General features: G+C 54.6%; 22 protein-coding genes. 9 read left to right on the top strand and 13 right to left on the bottom strand.

The genetic code is table 11. The features are described 5' to 3' along the window. Positions 1-47: 47 nt before the first annotated feature. Positions 48-1,076: a 2,3,4,5-tetrahydropyridine-2,6-dicarboxylate N-succinyltransferase gene (dapD, locus tag ABA45_RS05985; protein WP_048384732.1), complete on the top strand. Its 1,029-nt coding sequence runs from the start codon at positions 48-50 to the stop codon at positions 1,074-1,076. Between the two features lie 11 nt (positions 1,077-1,087). After that, positions 1,088-2,236 carry a succinyl-diaminopimelate desuccinylase gene (gene dapE, locus ABA45_RS05980; RefSeq protein WP_048384731.1) on the top strand — a complete coding sequence of 383 codons (1,149 nt, stop codon included), beginning with the start codon at positions 1,088-1,090 and terminating at the stop codon, positions 2,234-2,236. Positions 2,237-2,292: 56 nt separating this feature from the next. Here the strand turns inward: dapE and ABA45_RS05975 are convergent, their stop codons facing one another. Beyond that, positions 2,293-2,511, bottom strand: coding sequence for a SlyX family protein (locus ABA45_RS05975; protein ID WP_048384730.1), 219 nt, complete (start codon positions 2,509-2,511; stop codon positions 2,293-2,295). 122 nt (positions 2,512-2,633) lie between these two features. On the opposite strand from ABA45_RS05975, the gene ABA45_RS19670 reads away from it, so the two are divergent. Next, positions 2,634-3,224, top strand: a complete 591-nt coding sequence (locus tag ABA45_RS19670; RefSeq protein WP_048384729.1) for a cold-shock protein — start codon at positions 2,634-2,636, stop codon at positions 3,222-3,224. A gap of 112 nt (positions 3,225-3,336) precedes the next feature. Here ABA45_RS19670 and ABA45_RS05965 read toward each other — a convergent pair whose 3' ends face one another. The 3 genes from ABA45_RS05965 to ABA45_RS05955 all read right to left on the bottom strand — a co-directional run bounded on the left by ABA45_RS05965 (position 3,337) and on the right by ABA45_RS05955 (position 5,635). Beyond that, the gene (locus ABA45_RS05965; RefSeq protein WP_048384728.1) at positions 3,337-3,711 is read right to left on the bottom strand and encodes a hypothetical protein; all 375 of its coding nucleotides are present in this window, start codon (positions 3,709-3,711) and stop codon (positions 3,337-3,339) included. 62 nt (positions 3,712-3,773) lie between these two features. After that, a complete protein-coding gene (locus ABA45_RS05960) occupies positions 3,774-5,135 on the bottom strand; it encodes a hypothetical protein (RefSeq protein ID WP_048384727.1) in 1,362 nt (453 codons plus the stop codon). 59 nt (positions 5,136-5,194) lie between these two features. Next, positions 5,195-5,635 carry a VOC family protein gene (locus ABA45_RS05955; RefSeq protein ID WP_048384726.1) on the bottom strand — a complete coding sequence of 147 codons (441 nt, stop codon included), beginning with the start codon at positions 5,633-5,635 and terminating at the stop codon, positions 5,195-5,197. A 112-nt stretch (positions 5,636-5,747) separates the two neighbouring features. Between ABA45_RS05955 and ABA45_RS05950 the strand changes: the two genes are divergently transcribed. Continuing rightward, positions 5,748-6,644 (top strand): DUF1853 family protein, encoded by an 897-nt coding sequence (locus tag ABA45_RS05950; protein ID WP_048384725.1) that lies wholly within the window; start codon positions 5,748-5,750, stop codon positions 6,642-6,644. Positions 6,645-6,683: 39 nt separating this feature from the next. On the opposite strand, the gene ABA45_RS05945 is transcribed toward ABA45_RS05950, so the two are convergent. The 6 genes from ABA45_RS05945 to ABA45_RS18430 all read right to left on the bottom strand — a co-directional run bounded on the left by ABA45_RS05945 (position 6,684) and on the right by ABA45_RS18430 (position 12,554). After that, positions 6,684-7,853, bottom strand: a complete 1,170-nt coding sequence (locus ABA45_RS05945; protein ID WP_048384724.1) for a tRNA-queuosine alpha-mannosyltransferase domain-containing protein — start codon at positions 7,851-7,853, stop codon at positions 6,684-6,686. 14 nt (positions 7,854-7,867) lie between these two features. Further along, on the bottom strand, positions 7,868-9,598 hold the full coding sequence (locus ABA45_RS05940; protein ID WP_048384723.1) for a sugar phosphorylase: 1,731 nt from the start codon (positions 9,596-9,598) through the stop codon (positions 7,868-7,870). Further along, positions 9,595-10,818, bottom strand: coding sequence for a glycosyltransferase family protein (locus ABA45_RS05935; protein WP_014870435.1), 1,224 nt, complete (start codon positions 10,816-10,818; stop codon positions 9,595-9,597). Before ABA45_RS05935 ends, ABA45_RS05940 begins: the two co-directional genes overlap by 4 nt. A gap of 20 nt (positions 10,819-10,838) precedes the next feature. Then, positions 10,839-11,654: an HAD-IIB family hydrolase gene (locus ABA45_RS05930; RefSeq protein WP_048384722.1), complete on the bottom strand. Its 816-nt coding sequence runs from the start codon at positions 11,652-11,654 to the stop codon at positions 10,839-10,841. 362 nt (positions 11,655-12,016) lie between these two features. Beyond that, the gene (locus ABA45_RS05925; RefSeq protein WP_227506141.1) at positions 12,017-12,202 is read right to left on the bottom strand and encodes a hypothetical protein; all 186 of its coding nucleotides are present in this window, start codon (positions 12,200-12,202) and stop codon (positions 12,017-12,019) included. Beyond that, positions 12,189-12,554: a hypothetical protein gene (locus ABA45_RS18430; protein WP_198147068.1), complete on the bottom strand. Its 366-nt coding sequence runs from the start codon at positions 12,552-12,554 to the stop codon at positions 12,189-12,191. The genes ABA45_RS05925 and ABA45_RS18430 overlap by 14 nt, the downstream gene beginning before the upstream one ends. Before the next feature lie 404 nt (positions 12,555-12,958). Between ABA45_RS18430 and ABA45_RS05910 the strand changes: the two genes are divergently transcribed. Then, on the top strand, positions 12,959-14,416 hold the full coding sequence (locus tag ABA45_RS05910) for a protein adenylyltransferase SelO (RefSeq protein ID WP_048384718.1): 1,458 nt from the start codon (positions 12,959-12,961) through the stop codon (positions 14,414-14,416). A gap of 45 nt (positions 14,417-14,461) precedes the next feature. Here the strand turns inward: ABA45_RS05910 and ABA45_RS05905 are convergent, their stop codons facing one another. After that, a complete protein-coding gene (locus tag ABA45_RS05905; RefSeq protein WP_048384717.1) occupies positions 14,462-15,976 on the bottom strand; it encodes a fumarate hydratase in 1,515 nt (504 codons plus the stop codon). Positions 15,977-16,179: 203 nt separating this feature from the next. Between ABA45_RS05905 and ABA45_RS05900 the strand changes: the two genes are divergently transcribed. Beyond that, entirely contained in the window at positions 16,180-16,953 is a 774-nt protein-coding gene (locus tag ABA45_RS05900) for an enoyl-CoA hydratase (RefSeq protein WP_048388735.1), read from the top strand. A 17-nt stretch (positions 16,954-16,970) separates the two neighbouring features. Here the strand turns inward: ABA45_RS05900 and ABA45_RS05895 are convergent, their stop codons facing one another. Both ABA45_RS05895 and ABA45_RS05890 read right to left on the bottom strand, forming a co-directional pair. Continuing rightward, positions 16,971-17,855, bottom strand: a complete 885-nt coding sequence (locus tag ABA45_RS05895) for a hypothetical protein (RefSeq protein WP_048384716.1) — start codon at positions 17,853-17,855, stop codon at positions 16,971-16,973. After that, positions 17,836-19,242: a DNA recombination protein RmuC gene (locus ABA45_RS05890; protein ID WP_048384715.1), complete on the bottom strand. Its 1,407-nt coding sequence runs from the start codon at positions 19,240-19,242 to the stop codon at positions 17,836-17,838. The genes ABA45_RS05895 and ABA45_RS05890 overlap by 20 nt, the downstream gene beginning before the upstream one ends. A 218-nt stretch (positions 19,243-19,460) precedes the next feature. Here ABA45_RS05890 and ABA45_RS05885 point away from each other — a divergent pair, with 218 nt between their 5' ends. The 3 genes from ABA45_RS05885 to ABA45_RS05875 are packed head-to-tail and all read left to right on the top strand — an operon-like array spanning position 19,461 to position 22,754. Then, positions 19,461-20,291, top strand: coding sequence for an ATP-dependent zinc protease family protein (locus ABA45_RS05885; RefSeq protein ID WP_227506139.1), 831 nt, complete (start codon positions 19,461-19,463; stop codon positions 20,289-20,291). Continuing rightward, on the top strand, positions 20,288-21,805 hold the full coding sequence (locus tag ABA45_RS05880) for an inactive transglutaminase family protein (RefSeq protein WP_048384714.1): 1,518 nt from the start codon (positions 20,288-20,290) through the stop codon (positions 21,803-21,805). Before ABA45_RS05885 ends, ABA45_RS05880 begins: the two co-directional genes overlap by 4 nt. Before the next feature lies 1 nt (position 21,806). Next, positions 21,807-22,754 (top strand): alpha-L-glutamate ligase-like protein, encoded by a 948-nt coding sequence (locus tag ABA45_RS05875; RefSeq protein ID WP_048384713.1) that lies wholly within the window; start codon positions 21,807-21,809, stop codon positions 22,752-22,754. Positions 22,755-22,774 lie beyond the last annotated feature (20 nt).

Genomic DNA, 22,774 nt, shown 5'->3' with positions numbered 1-22,774 from the left:
TGACATCACAAAACACAATTCACTGACAAAACAGGAACACACACCCGATGAGCTTTGCATTCGGTATTGGTATTGGCACACAGAACAATCAGGGCGAATGGCTGGAAGTTTTTTATCAACAGCCTTTGATAATCCCCGATGAAACGCTGCTAGACGCAGTTCGCAGCGTTCTAGACTTTCAGGGTGGCAATCAGGCCATCAGCGCCAACACCAAGCAACTTAGCCAGCTGGCAAGCAGCCTGCGTCAAATTGGCCAGACCGAACAGGCCTCGTTAGCCGAAAAAGCCGCCAGCAGCGAACGCCCAGTCGTCGTCACCTTACTGGAAACCGACGATACCGCCAGCAGCACGCCCGAGGTTTACCTGAAGCTGCAGCTGATATCTCACCGCCTGACAAAGCCCCACAGCCTGAAACTAGACGGCATATTCGGCCTGCTGCCAAATTTGGCCTGGACCAACGAAGGCGCCATTGATCTGGCCGAACTTCCTGGACGCCAGCTGCAAGCGCGCCTTGAAGGCCGCACTCTGGAAGTAAAATCGGTAGATAAGTTCCCGCAGATGACTGACTACGTAGTGCCCCAGGGCGTGCGTATTGCCGACACCGCACGAGTTCGCCTGGGCGCCTATGTGGGCGAGGGCACCACCGTCATGCATGAAGGCTTTATCAACTTCAACGCCGGTACCGAAGGCACCAGCATGATCGAAGGCCGTATTTCAGCCGGCGTAATGGTAGGCAAAGGCTCTGACCTGGGCGGCGGCTGTTCCACCATGGGCACATTGTCTGGCGGCGGCAACATCATTATTTCAGTGGGCGAAAACTGCCTGATTGGCGCCAACGCCGGTATTGGTATTCCCCTGGGCGACCGCTGCACCGTAGAAGCCGGCTTGTACCTGACCTCCGGCACCAAAGTGGCGCTGCTAGACGACGCAGGCAAATTGGTGGAAGTCATCAAAGCCCGCGATCTGGCCAACAAGTCAGAGCTGCTGTTCCGTCGCAACAGTGAAAACGGTGCAGTAGAATGTAAAACCAACAAGTCGGCCATTGAGCTGAACCACGAACTGCACGCCAACAACTGATCGGGGCCTTTATGACTGCTATACCCAACAAGGCCCTGTCACCGACCCTAAAGCTGGCAATGGATCTGATTCGCCGGCCGTCGGTGACACCCGACGACGCCGGCTGTCAGCCGCTGATGATGTCGCGCCTTGCACCCCTGGGCTTTGCCGAGGAAAACCTGCGCTTTGGCACCACCGACAATCTATGGGCTCGGAAAGGTTCGGAAGAACCTGTCCTGGCTTTCGCCGGGCATACCGACGTCGTGCCCACGGGCCCGGAGAAAAACTGGGCAATTCCACCATTTGAAGCGATTATAAAAGACGGCATGCTGCACGGCCGCGGCGCCGCTGATATGAAAGGCAGCCTGGCGGCCTTTGTTACCGCCTGCGAACGCTTTGTGGGCAAGCACCCGAACCACCGCGGTTCCATCGCGTTGCTGATCACCAGCGACGAAGAAGGTCCCGCTGGTGATGGCACGGTAAAAGTAATTGAAACCCTGGAAGCCCGCAACGAAAAGATCGACTGGTGCCTGATCGGCGAGCCGTCCAGCACGGTTAATGTGGGCGATACGATCAAAAATGGCCGCCGTGGCTCATTGCATGGCTACTTGACGGTTCACGGCGTGCAAGGCCATGTGGCTTACCCGCACCTGGCCGAAAACCCAATACATAAGGTGGCTCCGGCGCTGCACGATCTGGCGCAGGAATTCTGGGACAACGGCAACGATTACTTTCCGCCCACCACGTTCCAGATTACCAAGGTAGAGGCAGGCACCGGCAGCAATATGATTCCCGGCGAATGCCTGGTGCACTTCAACTTCCGCTATTGTACGGAAAGTACCGCCGAAAGCCTGGAGGAGCGGGTTGTGGCAGTATTGGGGAGACACTCGCTGAATTACGATTTGCAGTGGCATTTGAGTGGCCGACCGTTTCTGACCGACAAAGGCGCGCTGGTGTCAGCGTCAACAGCGGCCATTGCCAGAGTCTGCGGCCGTGAAACCGAGCTGTCTACGTCTGGCGGCACGTCCGACGGCCGCTTTATCGCGCCTACGGGTGCTCAGGTGGTGGAACTGGGCCCCATAAACGCGACCATTCATAAAGTAAATGAATGCGTCAGCGCAGACGACCTGGATACCTTGTCGCAAATTTACGAAGAAATTCTAGTGGAGTTATTGGCCTGAAAAGTACCTTGCCTGGCGCATACAGTGGCCATGTAAAGCGTTAACGCTCTGCCGCTTCAATAATGGGGCGGCGGGATTTCTTCTTCTTCACTGCGAAGGTTAGAGCCAGACACTTCTTTCAACTGCCTGTGCAGTAGCTGTTTGGCTTCCCACAGCTGACGCAGCTCCAGCTCTTGAGTCGCCATCTGCTCGCTCAGCGTGTTTATTACGTCATCCTGAAACGCAATCCGCATTTCCAGCTCGTCAAGCCGATGTTCCAGTCGTTTATCCGTCATGGTTTTAGTGAGTTCCTGCCGTTATCTGTTAAGATGCCGCCTTCATGCAGCCGGAAGTGTCATTTTACCCCATATCCGGTTATTTATCGTTAGCGTTATCATTCAGGAGATTTTCAATTCACATGCGTAATCCAGCCAAAGCGATCGTTGCTGCCTTATTGATCGCGATTCCCGCTCCCTTTATTCTCGGCTTTTTGCTGGTTTCCTTTTCCCCGGAGCTGTTCCAGATTCTGTCCCAGTCTGAAACCAGTACCGTGGCCAACAGCACCCCCTTCGTTCTGGGCAGCGCCCAGGGCATTGCCGCTTACGTGATTGCCGTGGTGATATTTGCCATCGCTGGTTTTATCACCGTTGTGGTCAGCACCAAACGACCGGTCGCTGCACCCGCTAAAGCCGCTCAACCTCGCGCACCCGCAACGCCTCGTCGTGCCCATGTACCGGCTCAAAAAAGCGGTAACATGCACCACGATGACGATGACGACTTCGACGACAACACCCCTGAGGGCGACGAAGACGGCACCGTTAAATGGTTCAACGTGAAAAAAGGCTTCGGCTTTATTGTTCGCGACAGCGGTGATGAAATCTTTGTTCACTTCCGCGCTATTCGTGGCAGTGGTCGCCGCGTTTTGCGCCAGGGTCAGCTGGTGCGCTTTAGCGTAATTGACGCCGACAAAGGCCTGCAGGCCGATAACGTGTCAATTCTCAGCGAGTAATCTACACCACGTTTTCCTTCGCTGTTAGAACAAAAAAGGGATGGGGCCAAAAGCCCCATCCCTTTTTTCTATTCTTTTACTAATTCACTCTTCTACTAATTCCGCTTTTCTATTAATTCCATATGGCCGGAAGCTCACCACGCTCATCAATTCGCCACCATCTCTCTTCAGTGGCGTCGTCGCCTTCGGCCCAATTACTCGGGCTGCAACGTAGCTCACCACCGATCGCGCGCCAAGCACTGCGAGCGCAATCCAAATCGCTGTTCCAGGGCAGCGATGGCCCCTCAATCACCAGACACGTAAAGCGTTTGCCACCAGCACCCGGGTAAAGCGACAACGACAGCGTCTGCCCATCGTAACGGGCGTAACCTTTCACAAAACCGGTTATGACCTCGTCATCCAGCGACACCTGGCCTAATTGATCAGACAACCAGCGCGATACTGCCCCGGCTTCAAGGTCGCGTATATAAATTTCCAAATCCTGCACCCAAACAATCTCCCAACAATTTTAAAACTGATGACAAGGGCTCAACACCTGCGACCTTGCGCCTAGTGGTGAACAGTGTGAACGCCCGCTAAATTCGCTGCAAGCCGACATTTCAGCTCGGCCTGCAAATCAGCAACGCCCAGCTTTCGCAAGCTTCCGCGTGCATGACGCTGATGCCAGTCGTTTGCTGCGACCTGTTGTTGCCAAACCAGCTTTTCCAGCGCCAGGTCCGGCTCGCCAATACCGCTCTGGCGCGCATGAGCCACCAGGCGCTGACACTCCAGAGTTTGAATTTGTGCTGCTAGAGCGACAGATTCGCTGCTACCACGCAAGGCAAACAGATTCAGGCTCGCAGCCGCGCGCTTAAACCACACCAGCAGCTCGCCCGGACAGCATTCGAACCGGTGGCACTGCGCAACAGCGAAATCAATCGCCGCAGGCTCCAGCTCTATATTCCACTGGCGCTCTATCGCCGGCTGATGAGCCACCACAATAGCGTAGAGCTGGCCAGCGCCACAGGGCGGCAATATCATGCTGGTCAGCGAGCGACCCAGACACAGCTGTAGTTGACCAATATGCTGCGCCTTGGCTTTTATGCGCTCATCAGCCAGCAGCAACATGGGCCCGCCCCAAGCGGCCAGTACGTCGCCCACGACACTGCCAGGCCGGCCCACCAGCTGCAAAAGATCCTGGGGCGCCAGGCCGTCCATCACCAACAGCGGCCACCCTCCGCAGTGTTGAAGCGAGCGCAGCCTGTGACGGGCGCCTTCAGCAAGCGTCAGCACGTCTGACTCGCAGCGCAAATTCAGTCGCTTGTAGTCGATACCCAGCAATGGCAATACACTTTCCAGCCAGCAGGTTTTACCACCGCCCCGAGGGCCTTTCACCCACAACAACGTTTTAGGGTTTGTGCTGATGTCTACCGCTACGGTATGGGCAAGCTCAATCCAATCCACCTGTGCCACCACCATGGGCACACCAGCAGAGTTAGACGCTGCCTTCATTGTCAGCTCGTCGACGCTGGGTGGCCAGGTCGACACCCGTTCCAACACCGCAACGTACGCTTTTTCCTGCAAGCGTTCTGTTTTGTGGGTAAGGGTTTGCAGCAGCACCGGCCAGTCTAACCAGGGCGCGTCGTTCAACTCACGCGCTCTGGCAAACCAATGCACCAGCTGGCTAGACAGTAAACCTTCCGCAGACACCCCGGTAACAACCGGCTGTTCGCACTGCACCGTGCGCGTCAACTCATCAAGGTCGATACTGCAGGTTGTCAAAAAACGACTAAGGCTTTGGCAACTGTCAAGCAGAGCCAGCAAAAAATCTTCAACGGTAATCGCCGCTCCGCCGCGCTTTAATACCAGCGCGCGCGCATTCGCCAGCGCATTCTGGCATTGCGGTGCCAGGCATCCTTGCCAATCTTCCATTCTTACTCTCCTTGTATGCCAAGCGCAGGATTCCTTTTCCGCGCTGATTATTGTGCCCCTTACCAGCTACCGCTGTTTTCCATACTGGCCCAGGGTTCACGGGGTGCAAGCGCCTCACCCTTCTGCAGCAGCTCAATAGAAATACCGTCGGGCGAGCGCACGAATGCCATATAGCCGTCACGGGGCGGGCGATTAATGGTAACGCCGCCGGCTTGCAGGTGCCCGCACAACTGATAAATGTCGTCGACCCGATAGGCCAGATGGCCGAAGTTTCGGCCGCCGCTGTACTCTTCCGGGTCCCAATTATAGGTCAGTTCCAACGACGGTGCGCGATCGGCTTTCACTCGCTCTTCGTCGTCTCTCGAAGCGAGAAATACCAGGGTAAAACGGCCTTTTTCGCTGTCTTTTCGACCGACTTCTTTCATTCCCAGCAAGTCACAGAAAAAATGCAGGGTGTCATCCAGATTGCTCACCCGGATCATCGTGTGAAGGTATTGCATACTTTCTCCCGTTCTTTTCTATTGCTTAATGCAGCAAGTCTTCTCGGTTCGGCGGCCGCCCCGCAGAACACTCGCACCTTTATTAACGAACAGTTTACGGTATTCTGGGCGAATGGATGCAAACCACGTCTTTCCTTTAATCAACAGTTACCGAACGCCGGCCATCAGGCATCTCGCATGGCTGTGCCAAACCCCGCAGCTGATGCGCTCGCCAGTCACTTTTACACCGGCACAGTATCTGCCCTCGGGCTATACCCATATTCTTAAAGCCTGGGATCAGGACACAAAAACGGCACCACCTATACTGTTTGAACCGCCACAGCGCAGATTAGGCTTCTATTTCGAGCGGCTGTATCAGGTTTTGCTCGAGGACTTGCTCGGCTGGCCAATTCTGCTAAAAAACCAGCAGATCCAATCACGCGGGCGCACCATTGGCGAACTGGATTTCGTGGTCGACAACCGGACAAACGACCGCATTGAACACCACGAGATCGCTATCAAGTTCTATCTCGGCGTGTCTGAACTCACGGGCTCAACACTCTGGTACGGCCCCAACGCTCGCGACCGGCTGGACGTGAAAACAACCAGCCTGTTGGAACAACAGAGCCGCCGCACACTGCTACCGGAAACTCTTGCCCTGCTCGCAGAATCCCATATAACAGGCCCGCTGACTCCGCGAATATTTATGCCAGGGTATCTTTTCTATCCAGACGACCAGCTCGTGGTAACCCCGGATTATGTTCCAGCGGACCATTTACGCGGGCGCTGGATGTACGCCCATGACGCAAGAGCCTTGAACACGTCACACTGGGTTGTACTCAACAAACCTCACTGGATTGGCAACTGGTGTCAAAGCGAACAGCCGGATATCGAACATGTTCTGGAAGCACTGAAACGTGTTGAGAGCAAAGTGGTTCCGCAGCTGTTCGCCATAATGCGGCGAGATCACCAAACGGGAAGCTGGCTGGAAACAGACCGGGTGTTTGTTGTGCCGGAAACCTGGCCGTGAATGGCTGCATTCTCTCGTAAGAGCTCAATATTCACGGCTTCAAAAGAGTGCTTCTAACAGTAACGCCTCATATTTCGGCTTTAATGCACCGAGGCTGAAACGCTGCACACCTGGCACTGTTAATCGATCACCATGGCCATCCACAGCCTGCTTTTCAATCAACGTCGCTGCATGAGCCGCCTCGGCCGGAATGTCGTCGCCACAGTCCGGATACAAGTATTCCGGTGCAAACAACTCCGGGTAGACTTCCCTTGCCGGCACAATGGGCACACAGCCAGCGGCCACCGCCTCAAGCACCGCCAGCCCCTGAAACTCATGTAACGCGGTTGAAAGAATCACGTCCGCACTCCCCAGCCACTCGTAATACTCGCTGCGGCTCGATGCGTACCCAAACTGCACGAGTCGGTGAGCAAACTGCTGTTGAATAGTCGTCATGGCTTCAGGGACTTTGCGGAAACTTTCACCAAGGACACAGACCTGAAAACTCAACGCTCTGCGCTCAAGCTCCTGCAGAATCGCGAGCAGCCGATCAGGACCCTTGTCGTATTCCCAGCGCGCCGCCCACACAATTCTGAGGGGTAATGCACCAGGCTCGGGCTCAAGGCCATTGCGCCATAAACGCTCGCCCGCCTCAAGGCTCTGGCGTTCCGCTTCACTGAGGAACACAGGGTCGTCGATGGGGACCGGCAGAACCCGGGATTTCGCGGAGATGAGTTCGAGAGTTCCCTCCGGGATACCATCGGGCAATCGCCGGAAGAGTTGCTCAACACCCTCGAGAAAGCTGCGCCGGTTCCAGTCGCTGTTGAACAGCACGGTATCGGCAGCAATAGCGCTGTATAAGTTCACCATTTGAGGATCAATGCTATTGTGCTGGCCATCGGATGCCGGATAGGCAAACTGATTTTCATGCATATAAAGCAACGCTGGCGTATGGGCCAGGTTCGGATGAAAACCCCGAACTGACGCCAGATCAACCATGGACGTCACTAACAGCAGGTCCCAATGCTCCTTCAACAGCGGCTCGCTCAGCCAGGTCAGCGCGTTACCTCGAATCCGCCAGCGGAAAAATCTCGGCGACAGGGCAAGCACATGCCATTCAAATTCCGGCTGGCTAAGCACCAACTGCTTTCTCCAGCAACGATGGCTGCCTGCGTCATAAGCCGAAAGCAGGAGTATTCTGGGTTGTCGAAGGGCAAGCGTTTTGGGCATGAAGGCATTCTGCCCTACTTGCGATTAGACAACCAGACACTCTGATAGGGCTTAAGTGTGATACTGCCCGACAGGTTCTCTATGGGCATACCCGAGATCAAGTCAAACCAATGATCTGTGCCAATCAGGTTGATATCACTAAGCGCCACCTGCTGTATCTCGTCACTGATATTGTGAATGCAGAAAATAGACTGATCCCGCCGCATACTTTGGCGCCAGAAGCCGAACAGCTTTAGCCCAAGGTGCAAGGTGAACTGGGTCGCATTGGGATGAAATGCCGCTTGCCCGCGGCGAATCGCAATCAGGCGTTTCAGTTCGTGACAGACTTTGCTGTGGTGGCTCAGCGGGTTATCCAGCTCCCGTTCCAGATCGCCAAGCTGCCACTGGCTGCGATTGATGGAACGCAAACGGCTGGTATGCTCAACCCGCGCGGTATCGTTTTCCGTTGCCAGCAAGCTGTGTATGTAAAAAGCGGGTATCCCCTCCAAAGCGAGCATCACCGTATGCGCACACATAAATCTCTGTAGCTGCCAATGGTCTGCACCGTTCCCGGCGGTGCCCTTTAACGCATCGTACAGGGCAATGTTCACTTCGTAGGGCTGATCCCGGCCGTCGGGCGTGCGCCGATAAGACACCTTCCCGCCGAACGAGTTCATGGTATTGATGAACCGTTGTCTTTCCTCCTCGGTCAGCAAGCCGTCTGTGGGACGCATGCCAATCCCGTCGTGGGACGCAATGAAATTGAGGTAGGTGGTGCCCATCTGCGCCGGCGGCATACTCATCAGCCAGGTTTTCAGATGTTTGCAGTCACCTGTTACCAGCGTATTGATCAGTAGCGGCGGTAAAGAAAAATTATAGATTGCATGGGCTTCGTTGGCGTTGCCGAAATAGGTGAGATTCTCGCGATTGGGCACATTGGTTTCCGTAATCACCACCGCATCCGGGCTATGGTGCTCCATCAGCAAACGCAAAATCTTGATCAGTTCGTGGGTCTGTTGCAGATGAATGCAGGACGTACCAGGCTCTTTCCAAAGGAAAGCGACGGCGTCCAGCCGAAAGATAACAACGCCGCGTTCAAGGTAATAACGGATAATGGCCGCAAACTCGATCAGAACCTGCGGGTTGGCAAAGTTAAGGTCGACCTGATCCTCGCTAAAAGTGCACCATACATAACGCTCGCCATCGTCTGTCTGAACCGGCGTGAGAACCGGTGATGTGCGCGGCCTGACCACGGCGCTCAAATCGTCGCCGGGGTTTCCCTCAAAAAAATAGTCCTTACCAGGGTCTATTCGCTTACGGAAATTTTCAAACCAACGACTACGGGCTGACATATGGTTGACCACCAAGTCTGCCATCAGTTTGAAGTCTTGTGCGATGGCCTCAATGTCCTCCCACCCACCGTGGGACTCGTTGACAGCAAGGTAATCCATTACCGAGAAACCGTCATCGGAGCTGTAAGGAAAGAAGGGCAGGATATGGACGGCGGACACGCTGTCAGAAAAGTGTCGATTCAGGAACTGGTGCAAGGTCGCTAACGGTTTCTCCTCTCCCTGCTGCACAGTATCCGCATAGGTAATCAGCACCACATCCGATTCACTCCAGTGGCTCTGATGCGCCGGCGGCGGAGGCTGATCTGGACGCAACCCCATTGTTGTCAGTAGCCGCTCAGCAAGAAAGTCACAATCCAGCGCCGGATAAACAGCCTCAAGCATGCTAACCAGCTTGGATTTCAACACCTGGCTCATGCCCGATACTCCTCATTGTCCAGATCCACGGCCTCGAGCAGCTGCTCTTTGATATCGGGAATGGCACTGGTGACCCGGTTCCAGCTCGGAATAAACGGGGTATCCATAGGGTTATCCAAAAAATAGGCGCCAGCGTGCATCACGTTTTGAGCAAACAGCTCGACGGCTTTCTCTTCCTTATGGCGGTCAAACGTCAAGCCGTTGATGATCGCATCGTTCTGGTAGGTCTCCACAAAATCCAGCGCAATGCGGAAATAGCTTGCTTTGATGGTGCGGAATTTCTCACTGGAAAAAATTTCGCCGTTGGTGGCTAATTTGCGGAACAGCGCCTTGGCGATGTCGATGCTCATTTTGGACAAGCCGGCACTGGCGTCTTCCGGTGAGAGTTCCTGATGCTTATGATCGTACACATCAGCAATATCCACCTGACACAACCGGTTGGTGGCGTAATTCCGCTTCATTTCCGATAGCACGCCAATCTCCAGCCCCCAGTCGCTTGGAATTCGAAGGTCGTTGATCACATCGGTACGAAAGGAAAACTCCCCGGCCAGTGGGTAACGGTAACTGTCCAGATAATCCAGAAATTCATTCGGGCCACACACTTTCTTCAGTGCACGGATCAGCGGGGTCACCAGCAAACGGCTCACTCGCCCGTTCATCTTGCCGTCTGCGACTCGTGCGTAATAGCCTTTGCAGAACATATAATTAAAGCCGGGGTTGGCCACCGGGTAAATCAGGCGCGCCACCAGATCCCGCGAATACGTCAGAATGTCACAATCGTGCAGCGCGACCGACTCACTCACTCCGGAAGCCAACACATAACCGAAGCAGTACCAGACATTGCGGCCCTTACCCATTTCCGTCGGCGCCAAACCCTGTTCACTAAGTTTCAGATCAATAGCACGAAGGCGCGGGCCATCGTTCCACAGCACTTTAAAATTCTGTGGCAGGTCAGAAAAGTACTCAAGAGCGTGGCGGTACTGTTTTTCATTGGCCCGATCCAGGCCGATAACGATCTGGTCCAGATAGGGAACCTTGGTGAGTTCGTGCACAATGTTCTTTAACGCCGGCCCTTCCAATTCGGAATACAGCGAAGGCAACACCAGCGACATGGGTCGGGACTTGCGAAAAGTCATCAGCTCGGCTTCCAGATCTTCTACCGGCCGGCGAACAAGATTATGCAGCGTGGTGATAATGCCGTTCTGATAAAAGTCACCCATGGCAAACCTCCTTTGCAGTGCTAGTATCCGTACTCAAACAGCAGATTGAGTACGCACTCGTTCCAACCCTCAGGGCCTGGCTTGAGGGAGCGCATCGCATGCTTTTCGGAAGGCAACTGCACCTCATCGCTATTTACCCCGCGAATAACAACCGGGATGTCTGCGGCCTCCAGCATTTGCTGATCGTTGGGGCTGTCGCCCAAGGCAATGGCCGTTATTGGCTGGTCACCATACTGCTTCTGGTATTGCTCTCTGTATTTATCCAGCAAAAAACGGGCCCCATCGGCTTTATCAAAAATGCCCATGGCATGATAGAACCGACCGCCTTTTACCAGCCGCAGGTTTTCAGCACGTAAGGCTGCATCAAAACGTGACCGTTCGTCTTCGCTGCCTTCCCACAGCAGCGGCTCGGTTCCTTCGCGCTCCCTGGCCCGTGCGGCTGATGCAGGGTCCAGCCCCGTTAATTGCGCCAGCTCGTCATCCGACATATCCGAAAAACTCCGAAAACGTGCGCCACCGGTCCTTTGCCCGGCCAGTACCTTTAAAACCTCTGCTCTGGATGCCCCAAAACGGACGATTTTCTCACTGTGGTTTCCGAAAGTATCCGCAGGGATAACGACGACCGCACCGTTTTCAACGACAAAAGGGTCGGTGTTTTCCAGTTGCTGACGTATTTCACGAATTTCCGCAGCGGTTTTGCTGGAGTTCAGTATCAGTGGAATACCAGCAGCTGCGACCCGCTTCAACGCTGGCAATGCCTGCTGCCAGCAATGGCGGTCATAATTGAGCAGGGTTCCATCAAGATCAGAAAATATAATCAGTCGCGGCTTGGTCACGGCAGACTCCTTGGGCGTTAAGCCTAAAAGTGAGGGCAACGCCCTCATTCAGTGCGCGCCCATTAAAAACGGGCCATTTTCGTGTGTTCCGATGAGTCGCTCCCGCTCGATCAGCGAATCCACGGATGACTTAAGTATAATGGCAGGCCCGTTCAGATTCCTGCCGTTGATAATGCGGCAAATAGACAGTTTGGTCCTGCAGAATTCATGCCATACGGGCTGTGTACCAGGTAAGCGGCCATATTGAATATCGCCCAAGCTAAAGCAGTCAGCGCAACAAAGAGGTTGATGCATAACAGAAAAGACGGGGAAGGCAGGTCGCATCCATTGCCTCAGTCCTCATGTTCTCCCTGAACATTGATTTAAGTTTCTTCGCTCATTTGAGCAAAGATTTCGATAATGGGCCTTTGAGGGTTGGCCTGTTGCAGTTGCAGCACGCGCCTGCCTTGATATTTCAGCCCGTCACTGGGTTTTGCCCACTGCTTTTCAGGCTGTGGTTCCGACCACTCAGACATTGCTTTGGGAAGCGTCTTTTTAACCATGCGCATGATCTTTTTGACCTCCCACTCCACCAGTCGGTTCGGAATCGTCCAGTACTTGCGATTTTCTCTGCGCCGTCCACGCAATCTCAGAAAAAGCGACGTACAGCGTATGCGAGGTCGGGTACTCCAGCTTGCCGCCGTTTTGTCCGGTCAGTTCACCATTTTTATGCAGATACTCGTGGAGCTTCTTCCTATTTGTATCTCCACCGGCGTCTCCACCCACACCGGCATCCAATACATAAATATGACCATTTTTCAGAAGGCGATAACCAACCGGTCGGGAGGTCAGCGCGAAGGGGTAGCCTGGACCGGCATCAACAGGTACGACTTCTCCCCTGCCGTAGCGAACTGGCAGCAAGTGAACGAACTGTAGTTAGGGGCAAGAAGCCGGTTCATCCTTGATCCATCGGAAATGCGGGTTCAGTGGCGGCATTGCCGCCGGCCAGGTTGGGCAATGCTGCGAACAGAAACTGCACGGCGTCTCGCAAACTATTGCACCCATTATCGAGTGCCTTATGCACTGTTTTTCGAAGTGCTGGTGCTGCTGACTGACTGGTCGCTGGCCCATTGGTAAATTTGGCTGCCAAGCTGTGGAATAGCGACGCCATCCAGAATAAGTCCGACAGCGGAAGGGTCAGGCCAGGGTGAGTGGTCAAGATAAAGGGTTTAAGCGCACTGGCAGACGCGTTAAAATTTCTATCGTTGAGAAATGGGTTACTAAAAAATTCAGCAGAGTTTATGCCATACGGGAGTAGAGGTTTTATGAGCAGCAACGGTTTTCGCGTAGAGCATCGTTACCTGGAACTCCCGGAGAGCTTCTTCACCCGTGTGCAGCCCAGCCCGCTTAGAGACGCAAAGATGGTGTGTTTTAACCACGATTTGGCGCGAGAACTGGGTTTTCACAGTGACAACCCTGCCCAGTGGGAAAAAATTGGTGGTGGCGCAGAGCTGCTGGAAGGCATGGAACCGGTCGCCATGAAGTACACCGGCCACCAGTTCGGCATGTACAACCCGGACCTGGGCGACGGCCGCGGGCTATTGCTGTGGGAAACCGTCGCGCCAAACGGCCAGCGCTGGGACTGGCATCTGAAAGGCGCAGGCATGACGCCCTACTCCCGTTCTGGAGATGGCCGCGCGGTGCTGCGCTCTACCATTCGCGAGTACCTGTGCAGCGAAGCCATGCACGGGCTGGGCATTCCCACCACCCGCGCCCTGTTTATGGTTAAGGCCAAAGACCCGGTACGCCGCGAATCCATTGAAACCGCCGCAGCGCTTATGCGAGTAGCCCACAGCCACATCCGGTTTGGCCACTTCGAATTCGCCGCTCATCACCAGGGCCCCGACACCGTAAAGACGCTACTGGAGCACGTAATATCGCTGTATTTCCCGGAGCTGATCACACTGCCTGAAACCGAGCGCCATCAGCGCTGGCTCGAAGCCGTGGTTGGCCGCACCGCGCGGCTGATCGCCGACTGGCAAACCGTGGGCTTCTGCCACGGTGTTATGAACAGCGATAACATGTCGATTATTGGCGACACCTTCGATTACGGCCCCTACGCCTTTATGGACGATTTTGACGCCGGCTACATCTGCAATCACACCGACGAGCGCGGTCGCTACGCCTACAACCGCCAGCCACAGATGGGTTTCGAAAACTGCCATTACCTGGCGCGAGCATTACTGCCGGTAATGGGTGAAGACGCCGTACACGAAGGCTTGAAACACTATGAAAGCGCCTACAACACGCGTTTTTTGCAGAACATGCGGAACAAGCTCGGCCTGCAGCAGGACGATGACAGCGACATGCATCTGATTATGGACACCTTTAGCATGCTGGACGAACAGAAGGTTGACTTCACCCGCTTCTTCCGCGGCCTGTCGACGCTGTATGGCCGCGGCCACGGGCCAGTGCGCGACTTGTTTACCGACCGCGCCATTGCGGATGCCTGGCTTGGCCGTTACGAACAAAGGCTGGAGCAGGAAACCCAGGCTCACGATGCCCGGGAATACGCCATGGGCCGGGTAAACCCGAAATACATTTTGCGTAATTATTTGGCCCAGCAGGTGATTCTGGAGGCGCAAAACGGGGATTACCAGCCGTTGGAGCAGCTGCTGACGGTGCTAAAGAAACCGTTTGACGAACAAACCCAGTACGAAGAACGCTACGCTGCCCTGCCCCCAGACTGGGGCAAGGGCATGGGCATAAGCTGTTCCAGCTGAGCACTCGATGAAGGGGACAGATTTCAAATCTGTCCCCGGTTCAATTTAAACAGCTTTAGCAGCGATGATTTTCTTATGCCACTCAGCCGGTCCTGTTTGGTGCACGGAAGATCCGCGGGAATCCACCGCAACCGTCACCGGCATGTCTTCCACGTCGAACTCGTAAATGGCTTCCATACCCAGTTCCGGGAAGGCCACTACTTCAGCGTGTTTGATAGCTTTTGACACCAGATACGCTGCTCCGCCTACCGCCATCAGGTAAACCGCACCAAATTCGCGAATGGCGTCAATGCCCGCCTGGCCACGTTCGGCTTTGCCAATCATGCCGGTCAGACCGGTTTTTTCCAGCATGGTGTGGGTGAACTTGTCCATGCGGGTCGCAGTGGTAGGGCCTGCGGGGCCGACCACTTCTTCGCGTACCGGGTCCACCGGGCCAACGTAGTAAATAAAACGCCCTTTCATGTCCACCGGCAGCTCTTCACCGTTGTTGATCATGTCCACCATTTTTTTGTGGGCAGCGTCACGGCCGGTCAGCATCTTACCCGACAGCAACACAGTTTCACCCGGCTGCCAGTCCTTTACGTCTTCCGGAGTAACCGTGTTCAGGTTCACCCGACGCACGTTCTCGCCCACTTCCCAGGTAATTTCCGGCCAGTCATCCAGGCTCGGCGGAGTTTGCAGTGACGGGCCACTGCCATCCAGCACAAAGTGCGCATGACGGGTGGCTGCGCAGTTGGGAATAATCGCCACCGGCTTGTTGGCCGCGTGAGTAGGGAAATCTTTCACTTTCACATCCAGCACTGTGGTCAGGCCACCCAAGCCTTGGGCACCAATGCCCAGTTCGTTTACTTTTTCGAACAGCTCCAAGCGAAGCTCTTCAGCGCGATTTGATGCACCACGGGCTTTAAGCTCCTGAATATCGATAGGCTCCAACAGTGCTTCTTTGGCGATTGCCATGGCTTTTTCAGCGGTGCCGCCAATACCGATACCCAACATGCCAGGCGGACACCAACCTGCGCCCATTTGCGGGATCATCTTCAGCACCCAGTCCACCACCGAATCTGACGGGTTCAACATAGCAAACTTAGACTTGGCTTCAGAGCCACCGCCTTTGGCCGCCACGTGAATGTCTACGGTGTTGCCCGGCACAATTTTGTAATGAATGATGGCGGGTGTGTTGTCTTTTGTGTTCTCACGCTTGCCGTCCGGATCTGCCAATATCGACGCCCGCAGCATGTTGTCCGGATGGGTATAAGCGCGACGCACGCCTTCGTTGATGACATCATCCAGCGAGGTTTCAAAATCCCACTTCACGTTCATGCCCACATTCACGAACACCGTCACAATACCGGTATCCTGGCAGATCGGGCGGTGGCCTTCGGCACACATCCGCGAGTTAATCAGAATCTGCGCCATAGCGTCTTTCGCCGCTTGGGATTCTTCTTTTTTATAAGCCTCGTACACCGCCTGAATAAAATCCTTCGGGTGATAGTAGGAAATAAACTGCAGCGCGTCGGCTACACTTTCAATCAGGTCTTCCTGGCGGATCAGGGTGGTCATAGTCGCCTCATCAACGGTCGTTTTAAGAATATATTGGCAAATCAGAGGGCAAAGTTTACCAGAAATTCATCCACGCGCGGGATGCGACTGCAGGCCAATTCGCTGTGCTTTCTGATGATTTAAAAACGTTAAAATTGGTGAAGAATGCGATGAAAAGCGGTTAAGATGCATTGCAAACTAACAAAGAAGTATTGGGAGACACCGTGACAGACCGTATTCTGACTGAGAAAAAGGACCAGGTTTTAATTGTTCGCCTAAATCGCCCGGAGCGCAAGAACGCCCTTACCCAAGCTATGTACACCAGCATGGCCGATGCAATCGATCAGGCCGAGGCCGACAAGGACATTCGCTGCATTCTGTTTACCGGCAACAATGAGTGCTTCACCGCCGGTAACGATCTTAACGATTTCACCAAGGGCTTACCCGGTGATTTCCGCGAGACTCCAGTAGGCCGTTTCCTCTTTGTGCTGGTTAACGCTACCAAACCAGTGGTTGTGGCGGTTAACGGGCCGGCGATAGGCATTGGCACGACTATGCTGCTGCACTGCGATATGGTCATGGCAGGCACCAACGCCGCTTTCCAAATGCCATTTGCCAGCCTTGGCCTGTGTCCCGAAGGTGGCTCCAGCCTTTTACTGCCGATGTGGATTGGCCGTGTGCGGGCTGCTGAATTGCTGATGCTAGGTGGTCGTTTTAGTGCAGAAGAGGCTTTACGCCTGGGCATCATCAATCGCGTGTGCGAACCTGGTGACACAGAAGTCGCAGCCTGGGAGGCCTGTCAGAAACTGGCTGCACAAGCACCAGCGGCTATTCGCGCGACCAAAGAACTGCTAAAACGGCCGAACATGGAAGCTCTGGAAGAAACTATGCGGGTAGAAGGCGCGCTGTTCGGTGAACGCCTGAAATCGCCGGAGGCAGCCGAATCCTTTCGTGCTTTTGTCGAAAAGCGTAAACCAGACTTCTCACGCTTTAGCTGAGTTTGCTAAAACAGCACTTAACTGGACACAGGTGGCAAAGCCACCTGCTTACCAGCGGCCTGCAGGTTGCGAATGAGACGTCCCAGCGTGCGAGCAATGTCTTCTGCCTGGCCTTGGTTAACGCCTAACTGAAACAACCGCGAACCATCTCTGGGATCATACACCCAGCAAGTGGCCAGGCTTGGTTCGCAATCCCATTTGACCAACGGGCTAATGCCGTAAACGTCAATCTGTTGGCTTTTGCGCAGCATGGTGCCTTGCTGACGGGTAGTCTGCTGAATCAGCAGGCTGCTGTTGCGCTTTTCAACCTGGTAGCGAATGTCTGCCGGTTGGTCTAACTGCACAATAGCTCTGTCTTCACGCCAACCTGACAACTGCAACACACTGTTCAGATGCATCAATAACGCCTGCTCCTCGCTGTCTGCCAAATACAGTTTTTTCAGATCAGCCGCACTTTGCCCTCCAGCGGATTCAATGATGGCTATTCGCGGCTGCAACGGTGTTGCCGGATTGTTGGTCACCGCTGCCAAGGCACGGTCTTTGCGCCGTTTTTCTATCTCGGTAATGCGCTCCAGCGCTTGTTCGTAGTACTGGCCCTCTTTGCCTGCACGAGTGACATATACCTCAAGCGAGTCCTGAGCCTCGTTTAACAGATCCGACTTTTGCATCACTCGGCCGCGGTAAAAATAAAAATCCACCGGGCGCTCGCCGTCTAGCTGCTGCAAACGCCCCAGATATTCACTGGCGTCGTCCCAGTTCTCGGCGGCCAGTGCTTGCTCGGTTGCCAGCATCAAGCGGCGAATTTCGTGTTCCACGGGCAGCGCAATAGCACTGCCCGCGTACAACACGGCACACACGAGCAACGCCCGGCAACCAAAAAATTTAAACGGTGTTGCTGCCATAACTGTTTTCCTCAATGGATTCGCCGGCGCCCGGCTCAGTGTTCCCCGGCGTGTCGGAGACGTTCTTGTTACGGTCAAGGGCCGGTTCCGAGTCAAAGGCAGAATCAAGGCCAAAGTCAGCTTCAGGGTCGACTTCGGCCTGTTCGGTGACGGCCTTGGGCAGTTCTTTTTTCACCCGCACTCCCAATTCGACAAAGCGGTTGGCCTGTGAAATCAAGTTGCCGCGGCCGCGGGTCAGGGTATTCATCGCACTATCGTAGCTGCCCTGCGCGGTATGCAACTGGCCGCCAAGGCGCTCCATAGCTTCGACAAATACCCGTAATTTATCGTAAACTGCGCTGGCTCGTTCCGCAATCAGTCGGGCGTTCTGGCTCTGGCGCTCGTAACGCCAGATGTTTTCGATGGTGCGCAGAGTGGCCAGCAAGGTGGTGGGCGTCACCACAATAATCTTACGATCAAAAGCTTCTGAAAACAGACTGTCATCGTGCTGGAAAGCTGCCACAAAAGCCGGTTCAATGGGCATGAACAAAAACACGAAATCTGGTGAACGCAAACCGTTGAGCTGGCTGTAATCTTTATCGCTCAGGCTGCGAATGTGATTGCGCACGGCGTCCATGTGCTGCTTTAGCGCCGCATCACGGGCGCTGCCTTCGTCGCTGATAACCCACTGCTGGTAAGCCATCAGCGACACCTTGGAATCTACCACCAGGTTGCGGTTATCCGGCAGGTGCACCACCACATCTGGCCGCAGCAGCTGGTTATCGCTGTCGCGATAGCTGCCTTGGGTCTCGTATTCAATACCTTTGCGCAACCCGGACCTTTCCAACACCCGCTCCAGAATCAACTCGCCCCAGTTACCCTGTATTTTTTTATCGCCTTTTAACGCTCGGGTCAAATTAGAGGCTTCTTCAGTAATCTGCCGATTGAGTTCCTGCAACGATTTTATTTCGCTGCGCAGAGCCTGGCGGTCGCGGGTTTCGGTGGTGTGTACTGTTTCGACACGCTGTCGAAAATCGCTGAGTTGATCACGAAACGGTTTTAACAGCGTATCTATACTGCTTTTGTTCTGCTGACTGAAACGCTCGCTTTTCTGATCGAATATACGGTTCGCCAAATTCTCGAATTCATGTTTTAGCGCATCGCGATTGTGTTCCAGAAGTGCCAATTTCTCCGCCGCCGACTGACGCTCATGGGCCAGCATAATCTGCTGCTCTCTTAGTGCTAATTTAAGATCGTTGTAGTCGGCCAACAAGCGGCGGTTATTTTGCCCTGCACGCTGCAGCAATCCGGCTAGTATCAGTACCAGAATTGAAATCGCCACCATCAGCGAGAGCACAAGCACGGGTTGGTCAGCCACCCATTGGCTGAAAGTTTCAAGCACGGGCATTTACTCCTGCGGTATAACCATTAGAACCGTTCGCTGACAAGTTTAACCTATTCATTTGCCATTGTTGCTGACGGGATACACGTCGCCTTAATCATCTGTAAACAAATCGCTAACATGAGTTGTTGTATACTGAGCCCAAACACCATCACACAGTCGTTTTGTGCCGCTGACCTGTCAGTTCTGGCACTTTTTTTTGTCATTTTCCTCGGGGGTAGTTCATGGGTTTCAAGGGTTTCATGGGGTCAAAGCCTAATGGCAGCGTCCCGTTGGCACTGCCATTGCTGGTTATACTGACGGGCCTGGCCGGCTGTTCGGCAGATCAGTACTTTATGGTACCCAAATCCAATCTGGAAACCGTGAACGCCTCGGTGCAAAACCAGCGGGCGACTCTGGTCACCATGGAAAACAATGCAAAGGTACGCTTTGAGCAAACAATCGACGATCAAACTGCGTCCACCGAAATCATTCTACAAGCCATAAGCGCCCAAGTTAAAGCACCAGAATGCCCCCCCGTGCCGAAACGGCAGGCTTGCCCCGCGGCCACCGCAGCCAAGGCCGTGGCCAGCCAGCTCAAAGGCAAACTCATTGTCGGCGAAGTTGAAAAGCTCTTCCTGACCGCGGCAGAAACTGTTTACGACGCCCGGGTCGACAGCGGCGCCGAGACCTCTTCCATTGATGCACGAAATATTGTGAGATTCGAGCGCGACGGCAGCAACTGGGTACGCTTCGATGTGCCCGTACCCGGCAGTGAAGGGCTGCTGACCTTGGAAAAAGAGATCTCGCGACGGGTAAAAATTCTCCAATCAAACGTCGACGACCCTGAACGCCGGGTAGTGGTGGAATTGCAATTTGTGATAGGCAACCATACGCAAGTGGCCGAATTCACTCTGACCGACCGTTCGCACCTTACCCATCAGGTGTTGATTGGCCGCAACGTACTGCGCGATGTGATGCTGATTGATGTCGGCAAAGAGTTTGCTACCGAACTGCCCGACACCATGATCAACGGTAACAGCAGCTACCGCGATGCTATCAGAGACACGCTATGAGTACCCGGTCGCGCACACCGTTCTATATTGCGATTTTTCTGATTATTGCTACTGGCATTTCCCTCGCCGTATGGCGCCACATCGAACTGGGAATTCCCTGGCTGACCGGCGAACAACGGCCGGTTTGGATGGTAGAAGCGCGGGTGGATTTTGACGCCACAGGCGGCGCCGTAACGGCTGCACTGAACGTGCCCGATCAGCCTCCGGGTTTCCATACTCTGAGCGAACTAGCAGCCTCCCCCGGCTACGGTTTTTCTATTCTGGAGCAAGCTGGCATGCGCCGCGCCGAGTGGACCAAGCGCGACGTTACCGGTCCACAAACGCTGTATTACAAAGTCCAGTTGATACCAGACCCAGACGTTCGCAGCATACCCGCTAAAGTAAAACCGGTGGCACGCACTGTGTTTTGGGCAGAACCCGAAGCCACTGCTGTTCGGGAAATACTGGAGCAGGCCAAACAACGCTCCAGTAACCCACAAAGCATGACCCGCGAACTGATTCGGCTGATGCAACCAGATACCGGTGCCCAAAACACCACCCTTTTAACGACCGGCGAAAATTATCTCGACCTACTGGTCGATATGCTGAATTTCTCTGGCATACCCGCTCGCGCGGCCGATGGCCTGAAGCTGGAAGACGCTCGCCGGCGCCAGCCGCTGCTGGCGTTCCTGCAAATTCACACCGGCGAAGAATGGCTGACCTTTGACCCCCGCACCGCTGAACAGGGCGTACCGGAAGACCTGTTGTTGTGGCGCCAGGGATCCGCGTCGCTGTTGGACGTGGTGGGCGGCGCCAACTCCGAGATCAGCTTCTCTATGCTGCGCCAGACCATTCCCGCCATTCAGCTGGCAGCCATGCAATCTGAAGAAACCGGGCTCGGCTTTCTGAGTTTTTACGAACTGCCAATTGAAGAGCAAGGCATGTTCCGCATGCTGCTGTTATTGCCTTTGGGGGCACTGGTGGTGGCCTTCATGCGCATGTTGATCGGTATTCGCACGTCCGGAACCTTCATGCCCGTACTGATTGCGGTAGCGTTTGTGCAGACCACTTTGATACCCGGGCTAGTGGCATTTTTGTCGGTGGTCGCCATTGGCTTGTTAATGCGCAGCTACCTTTCCAGCCTGAACCTGCTGCTGGTTTCACGGATCTCGGCGTTGATCATCCTGGTGATATTCATTACCGCCGGTTTGAGCGTTGTCGGTTATCAGATGGGCTTTAATACCGGCATGACGGTGACCTTCTTCCCCATGGTTATCATCGCCTGGACCATTGAGCGGATGTCGATTTTGTGGGAGGAGGAAGGCGCACGGGAAGTCATAAGGCAAGGCACAGGAAGTCTGTTTGTCGCCATTTGCGCTTACCTGCTGATGAGCGCACCGCTGGCTGGACACTTGACCTTCAACTTCCCCGAATTGCACCTGGTTATTCTGGGCCTGATTCTGCTGATGGGTAATTACACCGGCTACAAACTCAGCGAATTGCGCCGTTTCACACCAATGAAGGTTTACGACTAATATGGGCTGGATATCACCGTTTACGCTGAACCGCCTGGGCATGTTGAACATGAACCGGCGCAATGTAGACTATATTGCCCGCTACAATGATCGTTCAGCCTACCCGCTGGTCGACAACAAACTGAAAACCAAACTGGTGGTGGCCGAGTACGGTGTAAAAACACCGCGGCTTCTGCAGGTGGTTCGCCAACAACACGAAATTTCCCACTTCCGTGAAATGTCCGCGGATTTGGCGGGCTTTGCCATAAAGCCGGCCAAAGGATCTGGCGGCAAAGGCATCACCGTTGTCACCGGGCGCGATGGCGACGAATTCGTCAAAGCCTCCGGCGCCCGTATTGGCGTGGATGTACTGGAACGGCACCTGACCAACATTCTGGCGGGGCTGTATTCGCTGGCGGGCGCCTCTGACGTGGCCATTGTCGAAAACCTGGTGCAGTCCACACCGGATCTGGCTCGCTATTCGTTTCAAGGCGTTCCAGATATCCGCATTATCGTGTTTCAGGGCTACCCGGTAATGGCCATGCTGCGGCTTGCCACCAAAGCGTCAGACGGCAAGGCCAACCTGCATCAAGGCGCTGTGGGCGTGGGCCTAGACATCGGCACAGGAAAAAGTCTGAACGCGGTTCAGTTCAACCGCCCCATTCTTCTGCACCCGGACACCGGCTTATCTTTGGGCAATATCCATATTGTCGCCTGGGATGAAATGCTGGAAATGGCCTCCCGCTGCTATGAGGCGACCGGGCTAGGCTATATGGGCGTAGACCTGGTGGTGGATGTGGAGGAAGGCCCGCTGCTGCTGGAGTTAAACGCGCGCCCCGGGCTGGCCATTCAAATGGCCAACGGCTGCGGCCTACTGCCGCGCTTGCGTGCCATTGAAAATTTGAAACGCCCCCACTTCACCCCCGGTGACCGCGCTCGCTTTGCAATGGAAGAATTTCACAAGCGCTAGAGCACATCGGCATGCGTTGA

This window comes from Marinobacter psychrophilus, from assembly GCF_001043175.1.
Taxonomy (GTDB): Bacteria; Pseudomonadota; Gammaproteobacteria; order Pseudomonadales; family Oleiphilaceae; genus Marinobacter; species Marinobacter psychrophilus.
This window is presented reverse-complemented; position numbering and strand designations above follow the sequence as displayed.

Excerpts from the sequence above, each read along its gene's own strand:
- ABA45_RS05955 (WP_048384726.1), bottom strand. The coding sequence starts at position 5,635 with ATGCAATACCTTCACACGATGATCCGGGTGAGCAATCTGGATGACACC.
- ABA45_RS05905 (WP_048384717.1), bottom strand. The coding sequence starts at position 15,976 with ATGACCACCCTGATCCGCCAGGAAGACCTGATTGAAAGTGTAGCCGAC.
- dapD (WP_048384732.1), top strand. The coding sequence starts at position 48 with ATGAGCTTTGCATTCGGTATTGGTATTGGCACACAGAACAATCAGGGC.
- ABA45_RS05910 (WP_048384718.1), top strand. The coding sequence starts at position 12,959 with ATGAGCAGCAACGGTTTTCGCGTAGAGCATCGTTACCTGGAACTCCCG.
- ABA45_RS05875 (WP_048384713.1), top strand. The coding sequence starts at position 21,807 with ATGGGCTGGATATCACCGTTTACGCTGAACCGCCTGGGCATGTTGAAC.
- dapE (WP_048384731.1), top strand. The coding sequence starts at position 1,088 with ATGACTGCTATACCCAACAAGGCCCTGTCACCGACCCTAAAGCTGGCA.
- ABA45_RS05960 (WP_048384727.1), bottom strand. The coding sequence starts at position 5,135 with ATGGAAGATTGGCAAGGATGCCTGGCACCGCAATGCCAGAATGCGCTG.
- ABA45_RS05890 (WP_048384715.1), bottom strand. The coding sequence starts at position 19,242 with ATGCCCGTGCTTGAAACTTTCAGCCAATGGGTGGCTGACCAACCCGTG.
- ABA45_RS05935 (WP_014870435.1), bottom strand. The coding sequence starts at position 10,818 with ATGGGTGACTTTTATCAGAACGGCATTATCACCACGCTGCATAATCTT.
- ABA45_RS05895 (WP_048384716.1), bottom strand. The coding sequence starts at position 17,855 with ATGGCAGCAACACCGTTTAAATTTTTTGGTTGCCGGGCGTTGCTCGTG.
- ABA45_RS05950 (WP_048384725.1), top strand. The coding sequence starts at position 5,748 with ATGGATGCAAACCACGTCTTTCCTTTAATCAACAGTTACCGAACGCCG.
- ABA45_RS05940 (WP_048384723.1), bottom strand. The coding sequence starts at position 9,598 with ATGAGCCAGGTGTTGAAATCCAAGCTGGTTAGCATGCTTGAGGCTGTT.
- ABA45_RS05885 (WP_227506139.1), top strand. The coding sequence starts at position 19,461 with ATGGGTTTCAAGGGTTTCATGGGGTCAAAGCCTAATGGCAGCGTCCCG.
- ABA45_RS05925 (WP_227506141.1), bottom strand. The coding sequence starts at position 12,202 with ATGCGCATGGTTAAAAAGACGCTTCCCAAAGCAATGTCTGAGTGGTCG.
- ABA45_RS05880 (WP_048384714.1), top strand. The coding sequence starts at position 20,288 with ATGAGTACCCGGTCGCGCACACCGTTCTATATTGCGATTTTTCTGATT.
- ABA45_RS19670 (WP_048384729.1), top strand. The coding sequence starts at position 2,634 with ATGCGTAATCCAGCCAAAGCGATCGTTGCTGCCTTATTGATCGCGATT.
- ABA45_RS05945 (WP_048384724.1), bottom strand. The coding sequence starts at position 7,853 with ATGCCCAAAACGCTTGCCCTTCGACAACCCAGAATACTCCTGCTTTCG.
- ABA45_RS05975 (WP_048384730.1), bottom strand. The coding sequence starts at position 2,511 with ATGACGGATAAACGACTGGAACATCGGCTTGACGAGCTGGAAATGCGG.